Source organism: Agrobacterium vitis (assembly GCF_013426735.1).
GTDB classification, from domain to species: Bacteria; Pseudomonadota; Alphaproteobacteria; order Rhizobiales; family Rhizobiaceae; genus Allorhizobium; species Allorhizobium vitis_D.
The window spans coordinates 1,306,444-1,322,169 of the sequence record NZ_AP023272.1; the positions used below are offsets into that span (position 1 = coordinate 1,306,444).

A 15,726-nucleotide genomic window follows, 5' to 3' on the forward strand; every position below is an offset into this window, starting at 1 on the left:
GCCGAAGCGGGCTGCTAAAACTATGGATAGACCACAATTGCGTAATCATCAATACGCAATTGTGGTTCTAGGTGTGGATATTTGGCGAAAAGCGAGAGCGAGCCGAAAACGGATCTTGGCGCTAGGATTCGGGATGTTCGAAGGAAATTGGGAGACCCTGATCGGTCGGAGTTTGCTGATAGCCTTGGCATCAGCAAGAACACGCTTGCCTATTACGAGCGCGGCGAAAGAACACCTGACGCTTCTACGCTCGCCGTCTACCACGAAAGATTCGGGGTAAATCTCAATTGGCTTACGACAGGCAAGGGCGAGACGTTTACGTTATCGAGCGAAGACTTGAGCGAAAACGACGCTCAACTCTTACGCGACTTCCGCCAGCTGCCTGAAAATCGGCAGCTGGACATAATGGAAATCACACAAATGCATCTCAAGCGGATACAGCGTGGATAAGGAGCGGCATTCTGCGGCTCTCGTTTTCAAAGACATCTATCTGGATGTTTGGGCCGTAAATCTGCTTGACCGATGCCTCTAACTCATCGAGCGCTTTGGACATCCTAGATCGTACTTTAACATCCACTGATCCAACAGCCAAAAGCCCTAAAAATTCACGTCTGTTCATTGCTTGCCCCACACTAAACGCCCATAGAATACAACCACATGCGCTTGTGCAGGCCTATAAATCGCCTTCGGCCTTTGAAGTCAAAAGCTTTTATTTTTCAAACTGATATGCGTATATTCGAACTTAAAATTAGGACGGAAAATTACCCCCGAATACCGATGGTAAATGGTTGATTTTCACCTACCAAACTTTAAGTTTTTGAGCAGAAAAAAATTACCACCATTACATTAGCTTAATATAAATTACCCCTTGGATTTGCGGGGTAAAAATGGTCAAGCGCAAGCAGCTCTCATCACTGATATCATCGCTCAGTAATGACGAGCTGCAAATCGCCGATCTTATGGTTGGCTGTTATAAGTGTAAGCTGTTTGGCGTCTGCGAGACGCCGTCTTCATTCTTTGCAGCGCCAGATATAATGGCCGGATATCTCGCCCCCCGCCGCCATCTGGGCAATCGCGCTTAAAATCCGCCCTGTCGTCGCCAAAGCCTCGATCTCGTCCGGGGACATAAGCATGGTTGGCGGATCGCTTCGCAAGGCTTCCGGCGTAACGTCGAACACCCGAGCCACGGCATCAAGTGTTGACTGACGGGTAGGCCGTCCGCGCTCCAAGGCTGATATTGTCTGTACGGTTTTCCCGGTCGCCAACGCGAGATCGGCTTGCGTCATCTCAGCCGCCTTACGCCAAGCCCGCACTTTATATCTAAGAATGCCCATTCCGCCGCCCGTCGCGCTACCCGTACAGGGATAAGCTATGTGTCGGTACGGCGGCTGAAACCACTGCCGTAGGGTTGCTGTGGTAACCGTTAGACAATCCTCAGGTGGTCAATTTCGTGTTTTTGGCGCTTCCCACCTTTCCTGCTGCATGGGCACGGCGTCCACCCGAAAATTCTCATGATTTTCAAAGGGGTGGCTAAGGTGAGAAGTTTAGAGCCGAGGTAGGAAGAGATTTCCCACCTTGGAAATCTTCATCGCGCCGGGGCATCACCAAAAGGCGGATCCTAAACGCTCCATTTTACGAGATCAGGCCATACGCAATCGCGATTTTCCTTTTATCTTCAAAATGTTGTTCTCGTCAGCATGATTGACAGAACAATGCGTGAAAAATGCGCAAATCTGTCCAGAAGATTGCGCGATAATTTGACCTTTAAGCCTGTCCATGTGCATTTCACCGCCCGGACCGTTGGGGCATGCAGCATAAGTTTATCGTTATTTTACGGTAGGTTGGACGGGAGCGCGTTTGGCTGGTTCATGTCCAGAAGGTAATACCCCCCTACAGTCGGCAAAATAAAACCAGCCATGACTGATATTTAAAGGTCTGGTTTTTTGAAGAATGGTAGCGGGAGGCGGACTTGAACCGCCGACCTTGGGGTTATGAATCCCACGCTCTAACCACCTGAGCTATCCCGCCGCACCTCAAGGACTTTTGCTTGTCGAGAAAGCTGTCCGAAGCGATGGGCGGCTTATAAGGCGAGCGTCGTTGCAAAGTCAAGCAGGCAAAATGCAAAAAAGGACCGCTGGTCGCGGTCCTCTTGCAACAGGCGGATTTTACCTTGGGACAACAAGCGGTTAGGCGGCTTGTGCGCCCGCCAGAAGCGCCTTCAGGAAGGTCTCGGCTTCGGCCTGGCGTTCCGAGCGTTCGATAAAGCCGCCGCCATAGACGCGGGCGTCGGCGCCTTCGCCCGAATAGAGCACGCAGGCCTGGCCCGGCGCAACGCCAGCTTCCCCCATATCGAGGTCAACATAGATGCCGGTTTCATCGGCATGCAGATGGGCCGGAGCAGGGGGGCGGGTGGAGCGCACCTTGGCAAAACAGGCAAAACCGCCGCTTGCCTCATCCTCGATGGCGCGGTCGCCCAGCCAGTTGATGTCGCGCAGATAGACGCGGCGAGTTTCCAGCGCTTCACGCGGCCCGACGATCACCCGGCGCGAGCGGGCGTCCAGATAAACGACGTAAAGCGGCTCGCCGGTGGCAACGCCGAGGCCTTTGCGCTGGCCGATCGTATAGTGCAGGATGCCTTCATGCTGGCCCAGAACCCGGCCATCGAGATGGACGATATCGCCGCTCAATGCCGCGTTCGGCTTCAGCTTGTTGATGATATCGGCATATTTGCCTTGCGGCACGAAACAGATGTCCTGGCTGTCGGCTTTTTGAGCGACGACGAGGCCCATGTCCTCGGCCAGTTTGCGGGTCTCGGCCTTGGACAGGCCGCCCAGCGGAAAGCGCAGATAGTCGATCTGTTCCTGGGTGGTAGCAAACAGGAAATAGCTCTGATCGCGCTCGCTGTCGATGGGACGAAACAGGGCGCGATGGCCCGGATCGTTCGGCAGGGGCGTGGCGCGTGAACGGATATAATGGCCGGTCGCCAGCGCGTCGGCCCCAAGCTCGCGGGCGGTGGCCAGAAGATCGGCGAATTTGACCGTCTGGTTGCAGGCCACGCAGGGGATCGGCGTTTCACCGGCGATATAGCTGTCCATGAACGGATTGATCACGGTGTCGCGGAAACGCTGTTCGTAATCCAACACATAATGGGGAATGCCCAGCGTCTCACAGACCCGGCGCGCATCGTCGATATCCTGACCGGCGCAACAGGACCCCGCCCGATGCACGGCGGCACCATGATCGTAAAGCTGGAGGGTGATGCCCAGCACGTCATAGCCTTCGCGTTTCAACACTCCGGCCACGACAGAACTATCGACGCCGCCTGACATGGCGACGACAACGCGGGTATCTTCCGGTCTCTTGTCAAAATCCAGCGTATTCACGGGGCGCGTCATTTCTCAAATGTCTGCGAGAAGACCGTTCTCGGCTGCTGCGGGCGGGCCTTGAGCAACGCCATGGGCAGGAAGAAGCGGGTCATTCACAATGCAGCTTGCACGATGCAGCTTGGCTTATCATTCTATCAGCCAATTCCCGCCCGATATAGAAACAATTGGCCGCGCAATCAAGACCGGTGTTTCCGTGTCCGTTATGGTGGTGCTTTTGCCGCTCAGATAGCATCCAGCTCGGCCCGGTGCCGCTGCATGGCGAGAAAACGCGCGTAGTCGCGGTCGTAAATACCTTTCATATCCCGGTTCGGCACAACGAGCCGCCCTGGTTCAGCCATGGCTGCGCCTGCCTCAGCAAGGCCGGGATAAAGTCCGGCGGCGCTGGCAGCATTGATGGCGGTGCCAATCAACACGGCATCGGTGCCGTCGGCCACCACCAGTTCGCAGCCGGTTGCTTCGGCGTAAAGCTCGACCAGAAGCGGATTTTTGACATGGCCGCCGGTGAGATGCAGGCGCAGCGGGCCTATCCCGTCCTTGCCGAGTGTCTCGACGATCTGGCGCAGGCCAAGCACGATGCCGACGCAGGCGCGCCAATAGAGACGGCAGAGCCCGTCAAACGAGGCATCCAGCGTCAGGCCGGAGATTGTTCCCGTCAGATTCGGGTCGGCAAAGGGCGAACGGTTGCCGTGAAAATCCGGCAGGACGTTGATTTTCTCTGCGAAAGATGGGCCTTCCTCGGCGCGCAATGCAGCGATCCGGGCTATGACGCGGCGATGATTGTCGATGCTTGGCTCGCCGCCTTCCGCATGGCTGCGGACAAGATGATTGAGCAACGCGCCGGTTGCCGATTGTCCGGCCTCCACCAGCCAGAGATCGGGGAAAATTGCCCCGAAATAAGGCCCCCAGAGGCTGAAACCGTAAAGAGGCTGGGGCCGGAGTGCAATCAGGCAGCTGGAGGTGCCGCCGATCATCGCCACGTGGTTAAGCTCAGGGTCTGAGAGATCCGTCGATCCCAGCACGCCGAGTGCGCCTGCATAGGCGTCAACCATGCCTGCGGCAACGGGAATGCCAGCCATAAGCCCCAGCGCGTCTGCGGCCTCGGTGCTGAGTGTGCCGACGCTTTTGCCGACCGCGACCGCCTCTTGCGGTAAGCCTGCGCGGGCCACCAGGTCATCCAGCCCGACGCGGTCCAGAAAACCCTGCTGCCAGCCGGGCTTGCTATGGCCGAAAAACGTCCATTTCGATGTCAGAGTGCAGAGCGACCGCGCCGGGCTGCCCGTCGCCTTCCAGGTCAGGAAATCGGCGAGGTCGAAGGCTAAACCCAGTCTTTGCCAGAGATCCGGGCGATGACGTTTCAGCCACATCAGCTTGGGGATTTCGGCTTCCGGGGAGATGACCCGGCCATTGTGGTGCAGCACCGGATGATCAATGCGCCCGCATTCCTCTGCTTCAGCCGTGGCGCGGTGATCCAGCCAGGAAATGATGTCGAAACCGTCTTCTCCATTCAGGCAGAGCGGCTGGCCGCTGCTGTCAAGCAGCACCAGTGAGCAGGTCGCGTCGAAGCCGATACCGGCAATGGCTGTGGGACCGATGCCAGCTTCGGCAAGCGCTGCCTTGACCGCGATGCAGCAGGCCTCCCAGATATCCTGGGAATTGTGTTCGCCGCGCTCATCGCTTGGGCGTGAAAGCAGGATCGGGTGTTCGCGTCTGGCCAGCAGGCGACCGGTGCGCGTCACGACACCGGCACGCGCGCTGCCGGTGCCGACATCCACCGCAATCAGATGATCTCGCATATGAATTTGTTTCCGCCCTAATCCTTTCAGTCCGTCCCAAAATGGCGGCTGACGGGCTGCAAAAGGCAATTTCTGCGCTGAGCTTGATGCATTCGCATTTCCGGACGAAAAATTGCTTCGTACTTTTTCTGGAAATGCTTGTGCTCACGTCCTTGAGTACGCTCCGCGCCGGTTCTCGAAATTACCATTTTCGCCACGCCATCAGCAATTTTTGAACAAACCGTCATAAAACAAACTGAACCAGATTGGCCATGGCGTCAAATTTGGCGTCCGGCTTCAGGGCGTCAATGCTGCCGTGGTAGATTTCGCCCGTCGCATGGCCGCCGCCAGTAAAGGCTAAGGCGCGCATGCCAGCGGCGCGGGCGGCGGTGAGGCCTGCGGGGCTATCTTCCACCACCACACATTGGTGTGGTTGTGTTGCCATTTTCTCGGCGGCGTAGAGAAACAGGTCCGGTGCGGGTTTGCCGTTTTTGACCATGGTGGCGCTGAAAATATGCGGCTGAAAACGCTCGATCAGCCCGGTGACACTGAGCGATAGCGCGATGCGATCTGGCTGGCTGGAGGAGGCTACGCACCAGCCAATGCCCGCTTTTTGTAAGTCATCCAGTGCGGTGTGTAGGCCGTAAATGGGCTTTAAATCCTGCCGGAAGCGCTCATAGAGGTGAGTGCGCAGGCTGGCCAGAAAGCTGTCACCGATGGCAAACGAAAACTCCTCGCGGGCCGTCTCCACCACCGTTGCCATGCTGCGGCCGAGGAAGTTGCGATAGACATAATCGGCATCAATCGCCACACCTGCCTTTTCAAACTCGGTCACCATGACCTCGACCGAAATCGGCTCGCTATCGACAAGCACGCCGTCGCAATCGAAAATCACCAGCTTGGTGGCCGGGTCGTGCATCATATCAATCCTTATGCGGCGGCAAGGCCACCATCGATGTAGCTTTGCAGGGTCTGTGCTGTGCCATGGGTGCGAAGGCTTGAGAGTGCTTTTGCAAAGCGCGTCTTGAACAGCTCATTTTGTCCCACGGTGCCGAAAATATCGTCCAGCGCTAGGAATAGCAGCGGATCTTGTCGTGAGGCAATGGCGGTTTTTTGCAGACGATCGGCACTGGCATCGTTGAACACTATTGGCTTGCCGCTATCGGATGTGCCTTCAAAATAATGGCACCACAGGGCAGACACCAAGGCAAGTCCGGTGACATCCAGCCCCTTGGCGAGACGATCTGCCGTTGAGGGCAGAATGAATTTCGGCTGGCGGTTGGAGCCATCCTGTGCCAAGCGCGGAATGGTGTCGCCGATCTTGGGGTTGGAGAAGCGGCTCTCGATCAGCGTGGCATAGTCCTGCAAGCTGGTGTTAGGCACGGGTGGCACCACCGGGATGATTTCATCATGGGTCAGCTTGGCAAGAAAAGCCCGGATCAGCGGGTTTTCCATGGCTTCGTGCACGAAGTGAATGTCCATCAGTGCTGCGGGATAGGCAATGGCCGCATGGCCGCCGTTGAGAATGCGCAGCTTCATCAATTCATAGGGGGCAACATCCTCCACAAAGGTGACGCCAACCTCTTCAAAGGCAGGGCGACCAAGCGGGAATTTATCTTCCAGCACCCATTGCTTGAACTCCTCGCAAAACACCGGCCATGCATCATCAATGCCATAGGTGTCGCGGGTGATGTCGATTTCGCGCGGGCCGGTGGCAGGGGTGATGCGGTCCACCATGGAATTGGGGAAGGCGACGTGGTGGTGAATCCAATCGGCAAAATCGGGATCGGAAAGCTTGGCAAGGCCGATGATTGTGGCTTCCGTCACCTCGCCATTGCCGGGGATATTGTCGCAGCACATCACGGTGAAGGGTGGGATATTGGCGGCGCGGCGCGCCTTGAGGCCTGCGATGATCAGGCCGAAGACGGTTTTCGGCTGGGCGGGGTTTTGGGCGTCAGTCACGATGGCCGGGTGTTTTGGGTCAAAATGGCCGGTGGCGGGATCGATGAAATAACCGCCTTCGGTGATGGTCATTGAGACGATGCGAATGGCAGGATCAGCCAGCTTTTCAATCATGCCGTCAAAATCCGGTGCCGCGATCATATCCACCATCGGACCGGTGACGGTGGCAGCGCTTTTCGCCACATCCTGTTCCACCACGGTGGTCAGGTAATCCTGGCCTGCCAGCTTGTCTTTCATCGTGGCATCGGAGGGAAGCACGCCCGCGCCGACAATGGCGAAATCGAGGTCTTTGCCGAGGTTGAACAGCTCGTGCAGGTAAACCGCTTGATGGGCGCGGTGGAAATTGCCAACGCCGAAATGGAGGATGCCGGGGGTGAGGGCCTCGCGGGCATATGTCGGGATGGCGGCCTTTGTGGAGGCGTCGGGCAGGGTGGAAAGGGAGAGTTTTATGGTCATTGGGTTAGGTCCTGAATGAATTTTGGGAAATGGGTGAGGCGGTGCAATGTCGGAGATGGAGCGTGTGGCTTGGTGGCTTCGCCCCCCTCATCCGGCTGCCGCCACCTTCTCCCCGCTGGGGAGAAGAGGCAGGTTGTACGGTCCCATGCTTTATTTTGCCGATGTTTGCTGGATGCGGTTTGAAGCAGTTGCTTTTTGAGTTCCGCCATATCCACAAAGTCTCTTCTCCCCAGCGGGGAGAAGTCCCCGGCAGGGGGATGAGGGGGTGCGAAGCCCATTGCACAAAACGCCTCAGCAAACAGACCATCTCAACTCATCCAATTGCCGCCATCAACATTATACGTCTGGGCCACCACATAATCTGCGTCACTTGAGGCCAGAAAAATCGCCATGCCGGTGAGATCCTGCGCCGTCCCCATGCGGCCAAACGGAACAGCCTCACCCACCAGCTTTTTCTTCTCGCCGGGGGCGCGGTTCTCGTGGCGGGCAAACAGCGCATCCACACCATCCCAATGCTCGCCATCAACCACGCCTGGGGCGATGGCGTTGACATTGATGCCATGCTTGATCAGGTCCAGCCCTGCCGATTGGGTGATTGAGATAATCGCCGCCTTGGTGGCGCAATAGACCGCCACCAGCGCTTCACCGCGCCGCCCGGCCTGGCTGGCCATATTGATAATCTTGCCGCCCTTGCCACGGGCAATCATCGATTTCGCCGCCGCTTGCAGCATGAAGAGTGAGCCAGCAACATTGATGGAAAACAGCCGATCATAGCTCTCGCGGGTAATGTCCACGATGGGCGCAAGATCAAACAGGGCAGCGTTGTTGATGAGGATGTCGAGGCCGCCAGTTTTCTCTTCCACCGCCTTGATGGCAGCGTCGATAGAGGCCTGATTGGTCACATCCAGATGCACGGCATAGGCTTTTTCACCAATGGCTTTGGCTGTCTCCAAAGCCCGTTCCATATTAATGTCGGCAATGGCAACCGTCGCACCTTCCCGCACATAGCTTTCCGCAAAAGCGCGGCCAATGCCACGGGCCGATCCGGTAATCAGGGCGGATTTTCCGTCTAACCTGCCAGTCATGCTGCTAATCCCTGTTCATTAAAACGATGAATGCGGCTGTCATCCGGGGTGATGAACACCGTGTCGCCGTGACGGGCGGTGAAATCGCCATCCGCACGAGCGGTGAGATGGCCGAGGCCTTCAACATCAACATGCAAATGGGTGTCGGAGCCGAGATGTTCGGCAATCGTTACCTTGCCTTTCCACGCGCCATCGGTGGTGGAGAGCGTCACATGTTCCGGACGCACGCCGATGGTGGTCGCTCCATATTTCGCAGCTGTCTCCCCAGAAATCAGGTTCATTTTCGGTGAGCCGATAAAGCCTGCGACAAACAGATTGGCGGGCTTGTGATAGAGCTCCATTGGCGAGCCAACCTGCTCAATCCGGCCCTTGTTCAGCACCACAATCTTGTCGGCCATAGTCATGGCTTCGACCTGATCGTGGGTGACGTAGATGGATGTCGCGCCCAGCTTCTGGTGCAGCTCGGTGATTTCCAGCCGCATGTTGACGCGCAGCGCGGCATCCAGATTGGAGAGCGGCTCATCAAACAAAAAGCACGAGGGTGAGCGTACAATCGCCCGGCCAATCGCCACACGCTGGCGCTGACCGCCAGAAAGCTGGCGCGGTTTGCGGTCGAGATAATCCGTGAGGTTAAGAATGCGGGCGGCGTCCGTGACCTTCTTGTCAATCTCGCCCTTGTCCATGCCCGCCATTTTCAGCGGAAAGCCAATATTGGAGCGCACGCTCATATGCGGATAAAGCGCATAGGATTGAAACACCATGGCAAGGCCGCGCTCGGACGGTTTGCGGTCTGTGGCGTCGGTGCCGTCAATGAAAATCTTGCCGCCCGATGTGTCCTCCAGCCCGGCAATCAGCCGCAGCAGGGTGGATTTGCCGCAGCCGGAGGGACCAACAAACACAACGAATTCGCCATTGTTGATCTCCAGATCAATGCCGGGAATAACCTTGTGTTCGGCAAAGGCTTTCGAGACGTTTTTAAGCTGAATACTGCCCATGATATGTGATCCTTATTTAACCGCGCCGAAGGTGAGCCCGCGCACCAGCTGTTTCTGGCTGAACCATCCGAGCACAACGATTGGAGCAATCGCCATGGTGGAGGCAGCCGAGAGCTTGGCGTAAAACAGGCCTTCGGGGCTGGAATAGGAGGCGATGAAGGTGGTGAGCGGTGCCGCCACTGACGTGGTGAGGTTGAGGGTCCAAAACGCCTCGTTCCACGACAGAATGATGTTCAAAAGCATGGTCGAGGCAATGCCCGGCACGGCCATCGGCGTCAGCACATAGATGATTTCTTTGATCAAGGATGCGCCATCCATGCGGGCGGCTTCCAGAATTTCGCCCGGAATTTCCTTGAAGTAGGTGTAGAGCATCCAGATAATGATCGGCAGGTTGATCATGGTCAGCACGCCGACCAGACCGATGCGGCTATCGAGCAATCCACCATCGCGAAACAGCAGATAGATCGGAATCAGCGCGCCCACGGGCGGCATCATCTTGGTGGAAAGCATCCACATCAGCACATCCTTGGTGCGCTTGGTGGGCGAAAATGCCATGGCCCAAGCGGACGGAATGGCAATGACTAGCCCCAGAAGCGTGGAGCCAAAGGAGATGATCACCGAGTTCATGAAGTGGGCAAAATAGTCTGAGCGGCCTTGCACCTCGACATAGTTTTCCGTGGTCCAGTGGAAGAACAGGAACACCGGAGGCGAGGCGATGGCATCGCCCTCGCTTTTGAAGCTGGTGAGGAAGGTCCACAGGATCGGGAAGAACATCAGCAAGCCAATGGCCCAGGCAATCAGGGTAAAGGTCAGCTTACGTTTGTTGGATATTGCGCGTGCCATTGATCAGCTCTCCAGGTTCTTGCCGATGAGGCGGATCAGGAAGAAGGCAACGATATTGGCCAGCACCACAGCCACAATGCCGCCTGCGGATGCGCCGCCGATATCGAATTGCAGCAGGGCCTGATTGTAGATCAGATAGGTCAGGTTGGTGCTATCTGTGCCGGGGCCGCCATTGGTGGTGACCAGGATTTCGGCAAAGACCGAGAGCAGGAAGATGGTCTCAATCAGCACCACCACGGTGATGGCGCGGGCCATATGGGGCAGGGTGATGTAGATGAATTTCGAGATCGGCCCCGCGCCATCCATCTCAGCCGCTTCCTTCTGTTCCTCGTCCAGCGATTGCAGGGCGGTGAGCAGGATCAGCGTTGCAAACGGCAGCCATTGCCATGCGACAATGATGATGATGGAGAGCAGCGGAATGGTGGAGAGCCAATCCAGCGGCTCCAGCCCAACGGCGCGGAAAGCGAAGGCAAAGAGGCCGTTCACCGGGTTCATCAGCATGTTTTTCCACACCAAGGCGGCCACGGTTGGCATGATGAAAAACGGCGATATCACCAGAATGCGGACAATGCCTTGCCCAAACATCGGCTGATCCAGCAGCAGCGCCAGTGCAATGCCGCCAATGATGGAAATGGCCAGCACGCCGCCCACCAATATCAACGTGTTGGTGAGGGCAGCGAAAAAGGCCGGATCGGTGAGGAAATATTCGTAATTCAGCAGGCCGACGAAGTCATGCACGCCGGGCATCAGCAGATTGTAGTTCAGCGTTGAGAAATAGATGGTCATGACCAGCGGCACAATCATCCATGCAAACAGCAGGATAACCGAAGGGGCCATCATCAGTCTCGCCGAGGAATGGGTATGGGTCGTCGCCATGGTGGCCGCGCCTTTTGGGTGTGTTGGGGTTTTAGTTTTATGGTTTGGCAGGGGCTTGCTGTCCTGCTCACACATTGTAGGGCAGTGCCAGCCGCCCCCTCATCCGGCTGCCGCCACCTTCTCCCCGCTGGGGAGAAGAGGGAAAGAGCCGCAGCATCGGCTTCTCTCCTCGCCCCAGCGGGGAGAGGTCCGCCGAGCGTAGCGGAGGCGGGGTGAGGGGGCCGCTTGCACTGTCATACATTGTGGGCGAGATGGCGGGGGTAAACCCCGCACTCACCCCGTTACTTCTTCGGATAACCCGCCTTCTTCATCTCACGCTCGGTCAAGGTCTGGGCCGTCTTCAGCGCCTGATCCACCGTGGTCTGACCGGCAAGTGCTGCCGAGAATTGCTGACCAACGGCGGTGCCGATGCCCTGAAACTCCGGGATAGCCACATATTGCACGCCCTCGTAAGGCACGGGCTTGACGGTGGGGTGCTTGGGGTCTGCCGAGTTGATGCTATCAAGCGTCATTTTGGCAAAAGGTGCTGCCTTCTGGTAATCAGCATTGGCATAAAGCGAAGTGCGCGTACCCGGAGGAACGTTAGCCCATCCATCCTTTTCAGCGACCAGCTTCAGATAGTCCTTGCTGGTTGCCCAGGCGATGAACTTTTCAGCGGCTTCGACCTTCTTGGAGCCAGCCGGAATGGCAAGGTTCCAAGACCACAGCCAGTTGCCGCGCTTGCCAAGACCATTATCAGGAGCCAAAGCAAAGCCGACCTGATCAGCAACCTTGGATTCCTTCGGGTTGGTCACGAAGGATGCTGCCACGGTGGCATCAATCCACATGCCGCATTTGCCGGTCTGGAACAGGGCGAGGTTTTCATTAAAGCCGTTGGAGGAGGCACCGGGAGGGCCGTCCTTCTTCATCAGGTCCACATAGAACTGAAGAGTCTTTTTCCATTCCGGCTGATCAAACTGTGGCTTCCACTCTTCATCAAACCAGCGCGCACCAAAGGAGTTCGACATGGCGGAGAGGAAGGCAATGTTTTCTCCCCAGCCAGCCTTGCCACGCAGGCAGATGCCGTAGACTTCCTTGGATTTGTCAGTGATCTTGTCGGCGGCTTCTTTGATAAAGTCCCATGTTGGGGCTTCCGGCATTTTCAGGCCTGCTTTTTCAAACAGATCTTTGCGATACATCACCATCGAGCTTTCGGCATAAAACGGTGCGGCATAAAGCTTGCCATCGACGGTCAGGCCAGAGTGCACCGGCGGCAGAAGGTCGGCTGCGTCGTAATCCTTGTCGGCACTCAGCTTGTCCAGCGGTGCCAGCCAGCCCTGCTTGCCCCAGATCGGCGCTTCGTAAATGCCGATAGTCATCACGTCATACTGGCCACCCTTGGTGGCCACATCGGTTGTCACTTTCTGGCGCAGCACGTTTTCTTCCAGCGTCACCCACTTCACATCAATGCCGGGATTTTTCTTGGTAAAATCATCCGTCAGCTTTTGCATACGGATCATGTCGCCGTTGTTGACGGTAGCAATCGTCAGCGTTTCGGCAGATGCCACGCCAGCCATGGCGAAGATTGAGCAGGCGCCCAGCAATAGTGTTTTCAATGTCATTTCTTCCTCCCAGAAGACCAGGTGGAACCCGGAGGCCCCTTGAGGGTCTGCCGACGGGCCACTGGTAAATCAACCGATAGACCTTGATCTCACTCGCGATCTAATGAGCATTCGCTTTACTCATGGGCAAATACTCGCATTCTGCCACAAAATGTCAATCGCAATTCGTTGCTGCACTGCCGAAGTAAGCTGCGAAGCCACCCGTCGTAACAGGGTCTAGGGCGGTGGCGGATTTGAAATTAAAGGTATTTTGAATATGCAAAATTTATCAGCCGCTTGAGATCGACTTGTGTCATTTGGCGAGCGGTATCGGTAACGGCCGGTTGATAAACAGTCATGATCAAGAAGCCTGGGCCTGGGATTGATACCAAGGCATCGAAGATGCCGACGCATCCTCGCTTAGAAGACATTGTGAATATCTCAAATGCAGCAAAGGCTTGAGATATTTGCAAAAGGAATACGAAGAGTCATCTTCAATGACTCTTCGTATGGCGCAGCCGTAACATTTCAAATTTTATCAAATTAAATAAATTTGTATTAACTTATTTAGAATAACATTTTTATATTATATATTAATAAATATTTTTTATAAATATTCAAAATTCGATAATATAATATATGCAATCGATTGTTATTATTATTTTTCGATAAATAATTTGACTCTTGATAATATTATATTACCCTTTCGAGTTGTGTTGTTTTCGCTGGGGGGCGATGAGCATGATTTTCGTGGGGTATTTCTTCAATCGGCTTGTTTTGCCGATGTTTTTTCTTGTCTTCTTGTCCGTGTCGTCGCAGGCCATGGATGTTGGTGAGGCGCGTCATCTTTTGCAGCGTCTTATCTTTGGTGCCAGTCCTGCTGAAGTTGACGCTTTGGTGGAGCTGACGCGCGAAGAGGCTGTCGATCGTTTTCTTGACAGTCTCGATCATCCGGAGTTTCCGGAACCGCCGCCGTTTGTTTCCCGCCCAAGGCCGGATTACTGGGCGAGTGGCTGGGAAAACCGCGACATGATTTTGCAGCATGTGGCGGAACGCGATCAGATGCAGGCGGTGTGGATCAGTCATATGATCACCACCCCTACGCCTTTTGCTGAAAGACTGGCGTTGTTCTGGCATGGTCACTTTGTGTCGCGCTTCGATCCTGGCCGGGTCAGTGCGCCGCTCTTCGATCAGATCGCGCTGTTTCGTCGGGAAGGCGGCGGAAATTTTCGGGTCTTGCTGCGGGATGTCCTGCGCGATCCAATGATGCTGACCAGCCTGGACAATGTCTGGAACACCAGCAGCCGTCCCAATGAAAACCTGGCGCGTGAACTGATGGAATTGTTCACGCTTGGCATTGGACACTATGACCAGCGCGATGTGCGTGAAGTGTCGCGGGTCCTGGCTGGGCATGGCGTGGATTTCGAAGGTGGCTGGCGCTATCGCTTCGCTGTCGATCAGGCGGATACCGGGGAAAAGATCGTTCTGGGCCAGAGTATTGCGGCGGGCGGTCAGGATCAGATTGATCGCCTGACCGATATTCTCCTGGCGCAACCGCAAACAGCCGAGTTTATTGCCGGTAAATTCTATGCAGCCTTCGTTTCCATACGCCCGAACCCTGAGGCCACCAACCGGCTGGCGGGGGTCTTGCGCGATCATGATTATGAGCTGCGGCCCTTCTTGCGCGCCTTGTTGCTCAGCCCGGAGTTCTGGAGCCCGGCCAACAGAGGGGATCTGGTCAAATCTCCGATTGATCTCGTTGTCGGGTTCTGCCGCAGCTTCGGTCTGACCCCGCCGGACGCGATGATTTTGGTGACCTATCTCGACAAGCTTGGGCAGACACCGTTCATGGCACCGTCCGTTGCCGGTTGGCGCGAGGGGACGTCCTGGCTGAACATGAAGACCCTGATGCTTCGGCGGCTTGTGGTCTCCAGGCTTTGGGATGCGCTGCGGGTTGCTGATCGCAACCCCAAACCAGGCGATCTCGCCATCCGTTTCAGCTCGGAATTTATCATGGTGCCGACCGTGTTTACCGTGCGGGTCAATGGGGCTGAGGTTGCCACCGTCAGGCAAACCATTGGACTGGATCTGCAAAAGCAGCGGACCCAGGGCGATAATGGCGGTTTGAAACCGATGTGGGAAACCGCAATCATCCCGGCGGAAAACCTGCCCGCGGATATCGGCAGTGTGGAGATAACCCATGTTTCCAACGATCCTGACAGCCGCCTGTTCGTCAATTGGGTTGAGGTTGCGGGACGCCGCTATCCGCCGCAGCTTAGCCGCTGGAGCCCGTCGGATGCGCCCTGTGCGGGCGCGCCGCGCGGCATGTTCTACTGCAATGTCGGTCTGGTGTTCGATATAGCGCCTTTCGATACGCAGCAGGCGACGATAGATGATCTGCGGGCCGACCATAACAGTCACATTGAATACACGACGGCGCGTCTGCAATCAAAAGATGTATTCGATGCCCGGGCGCCTCTCGAACAGGCATTCGAGGTGATGATGGCGCGTGTGGGTGAGGGTTCCCTCAGCCGTGAGAACCTTGCTGGGCAATGGCTTCTGGGGCGGCCTGTCTTGTCTGCCCGGGTGGAAAAGCCAGCACTCATTCCGTCCGTTGCCCAGCCTGTCGCTCAACCGATCGCCATGATGATGCAGCCTGCGGGTAAGACCGGCGATGCTGAACGAAGTTCGGCACTGATCGATCTTCTCCGGTCGATGACAACAGATCCGCAATACAACCTTAAGTAATTTCTTCACCATTATATTTCGGG

12 protein-coding genes and 1 tRNA gene are annotated in these 15,726 nt (G+C 56.2%); 2 read left to right on the forward strand and 11 right to left on the reverse strand.

Annotated elements, in window-relative coordinates; all coding sequences use genetic code 11:
* The first annotated feature begins 81 nt into the window (after nt 1-81).
* On the forward strand, nt 82-450 hold the full coding sequence (locus tag H1Y61_RS05850) for a helix-turn-helix domain-containing protein (protein WP_070166672.1): 369 nt from the start codon (nt 82-84) through the stop codon (nt 448-450).
* A gap of 560 nt (nt 451-1,010) precedes the next feature.
* Here the strand turns inward: H1Y61_RS05850 and H1Y61_RS05855 are convergent.
* The 11 genes from H1Y61_RS05855 to H1Y61_RS05905 all read right to left on the reverse strand — a co-directional run bounded on the left by H1Y61_RS05855 (nt 1,011) and on the right by H1Y61_RS05905 (nt 12,976).
* Nucleotides 1,011-1,334 carry a helix-turn-helix transcriptional regulator gene (locus H1Y61_RS05855; RefSeq protein ID WP_180574002.1) on the reverse strand — a complete coding sequence of 108 codons (324 nt, stop codon included), beginning with the start codon at nt 1,332-1,334 and terminating at the stop codon, nt 1,011-1,013.
* Nucleotides 1,335-1,951: 617 nt separating this feature from the next.
* Nucleotides 1,952-2,028 (reverse strand) — tRNA-Met (locus H1Y61_RS05860).
* Between the two features lie 158 nt (nt 2,029-2,186).
* A complete protein-coding gene (gene mnmA / locus H1Y61_RS05865) occupies nt 2,187-3,383 on the reverse strand; it encodes a tRNA 2-thiouridine(34) synthase MnmA (RefSeq protein ID WP_174111885.1) in 1,197 nt (398 codons plus the stop codon).
* A gap of 224 nt (nt 3,384-3,607) precedes the next feature.
* Nucleotides 3,608-5,179: an FGGY-family carbohydrate kinase gene (locus H1Y61_RS05870; RefSeq protein WP_180574003.1), complete on the reverse strand. Its 1,572-nt coding sequence runs from the start codon at nt 5,177-5,179 to the stop codon at nt 3,608-3,610.
* Nucleotides 5,180-5,402: 223 nt separating this feature from the next.
* Nucleotides 5,403-6,077, reverse strand: coding sequence for an HAD family hydrolase (locus H1Y61_RS05875; RefSeq protein ID WP_174111884.1), 675 nt, complete (start codon nt 6,075-6,077; stop codon nt 5,403-5,405).
* Nucleotides 6,078-6,088: 11 nt separating this feature from the next.
* Entirely contained in the window at nt 6,089-7,576 is a 1,488-nt protein-coding gene (locus H1Y61_RS05880) for a mannitol dehydrogenase family protein (protein WP_174111588.1), read from the reverse strand.
* A gap of 308 nt (nt 7,577-7,884) precedes the next feature.
* Entirely contained in the window at nt 7,885-8,661 is a 777-nt protein-coding gene (locus H1Y61_RS05885) for an L-iditol 2-dehydrogenase (RefSeq protein ID WP_174111587.1), read from the reverse strand.
* Nucleotides 8,658-9,656, reverse strand: a complete 999-nt coding sequence (locus H1Y61_RS05890; RefSeq protein WP_156554543.1) for an ABC transporter ATP-binding protein — start codon at nt 9,654-9,656, stop codon at nt 8,658-8,660. Before H1Y61_RS05890 ends, H1Y61_RS05885 begins: the two co-directional genes overlap by 4 nt.
* Nucleotides 9,657-9,668: 12 nt before the next feature.
* Nucleotides 9,669-10,499: a carbohydrate ABC transporter permease gene (locus tag H1Y61_RS05895; RefSeq protein ID WP_174111586.1), complete on the reverse strand. Its 831-nt coding sequence runs from the start codon at nt 10,497-10,499 to the stop codon at nt 9,669-9,671.
* Between the two features lie 3 nt (nt 10,500-10,502).
* Nucleotides 10,503-11,375, reverse strand: coding sequence for a carbohydrate ABC transporter permease (locus tag H1Y61_RS05900; RefSeq protein ID WP_174111585.1), 873 nt, complete (start codon nt 11,373-11,375; stop codon nt 10,503-10,505).
* A gap of 281 nt (nt 11,376-11,656) precedes the next feature.
* Nucleotides 11,657-12,976: an ABC transporter substrate-binding protein gene (locus H1Y61_RS05905; protein ID WP_174111584.1), complete on the reverse strand. Its 1,320-nt coding sequence runs from the start codon at nt 12,974-12,976 to the stop codon at nt 11,657-11,659.
* Nucleotides 12,977-13,690: 714 nt separating this feature from the next.
* Here H1Y61_RS05905 and H1Y61_RS05910 point away from each other — a divergent pair.
* Nucleotides 13,691-15,703, forward strand: coding sequence for a DUF1800 domain-containing protein (locus tag H1Y61_RS05910; RefSeq protein ID WP_235680842.1), 2,013 nt, complete (start codon nt 13,691-13,693; stop codon nt 15,701-15,703).
* Nucleotides 15,704-15,726 lie beyond the last annotated feature (23 nt).

What these genes read in the sequence shown, in the direction of transcription:
- H1Y61_RS05855 (WP_180574002.1), bottom strand. Translation starts at nt 1,334, where the DNA reads ATGGGCATTCTTAGATATAAAGTGCGGGCTTGGCGTAAGGCGGCTGAG.
- H1Y61_RS05870 (WP_180574003.1), bottom strand. Translation starts at nt 5,179, where the DNA reads ATGCGAGATCATCTGATTGCGGTGGATGTCGGCACCGGCAGCGCGCGT.
- H1Y61_RS05875 (WP_174111884.1), bottom strand. Translation starts at nt 6,077, where the DNA reads ATGCACGACCCGGCCACCAAGCTGGTGATTTTCGATTGCGACGGCGTG.
- H1Y61_RS05880 (WP_174111588.1), bottom strand. Translation starts at nt 7,576, where the DNA reads ATGACCATAAAACTCTCCCTTTCCACCCTGCCCGACGCCTCCACAAAG.
- H1Y61_RS05885 (WP_174111587.1), bottom strand. Translation starts at nt 8,661, where the DNA reads ATGACTGGCAGGTTAGACGGAAAATCCGCCCTGATTACCGGATCGGCC.
- H1Y61_RS05890 (WP_156554543.1), bottom strand. Translation starts at nt 9,656, where the DNA reads ATGGGCAGTATTCAGCTTAAAAACGTCTCGAAAGCCTTTGCCGAACAC.
- H1Y61_RS05895 (WP_174111586.1), bottom strand. Translation starts at nt 10,499, where the DNA reads ATGGCACGCGCAATATCCAACAAACGTAAGCTGACCTTTACCCTGATT.
- H1Y61_RS05900 (WP_174111585.1), bottom strand. Translation starts at nt 11,375, where the DNA reads ATGGCGACGACCCATACCCATTCCTCGGCGAGACTGATGATGGCCCCT.
- H1Y61_RS05905 (WP_174111584.1), bottom strand. Translation starts at nt 12,976, where the DNA reads ATGACATTGAAAACACTATTGCTGGGCGCCTGCTCAATCTTCGCCATG.
- H1Y61_RS05910 (WP_235680842.1), top strand. Translation starts at nt 13,691, where the DNA reads ATGAGCATGATTTTCGTGGGGTATTTCTTCAATCGGCTTGTTTTGCCG.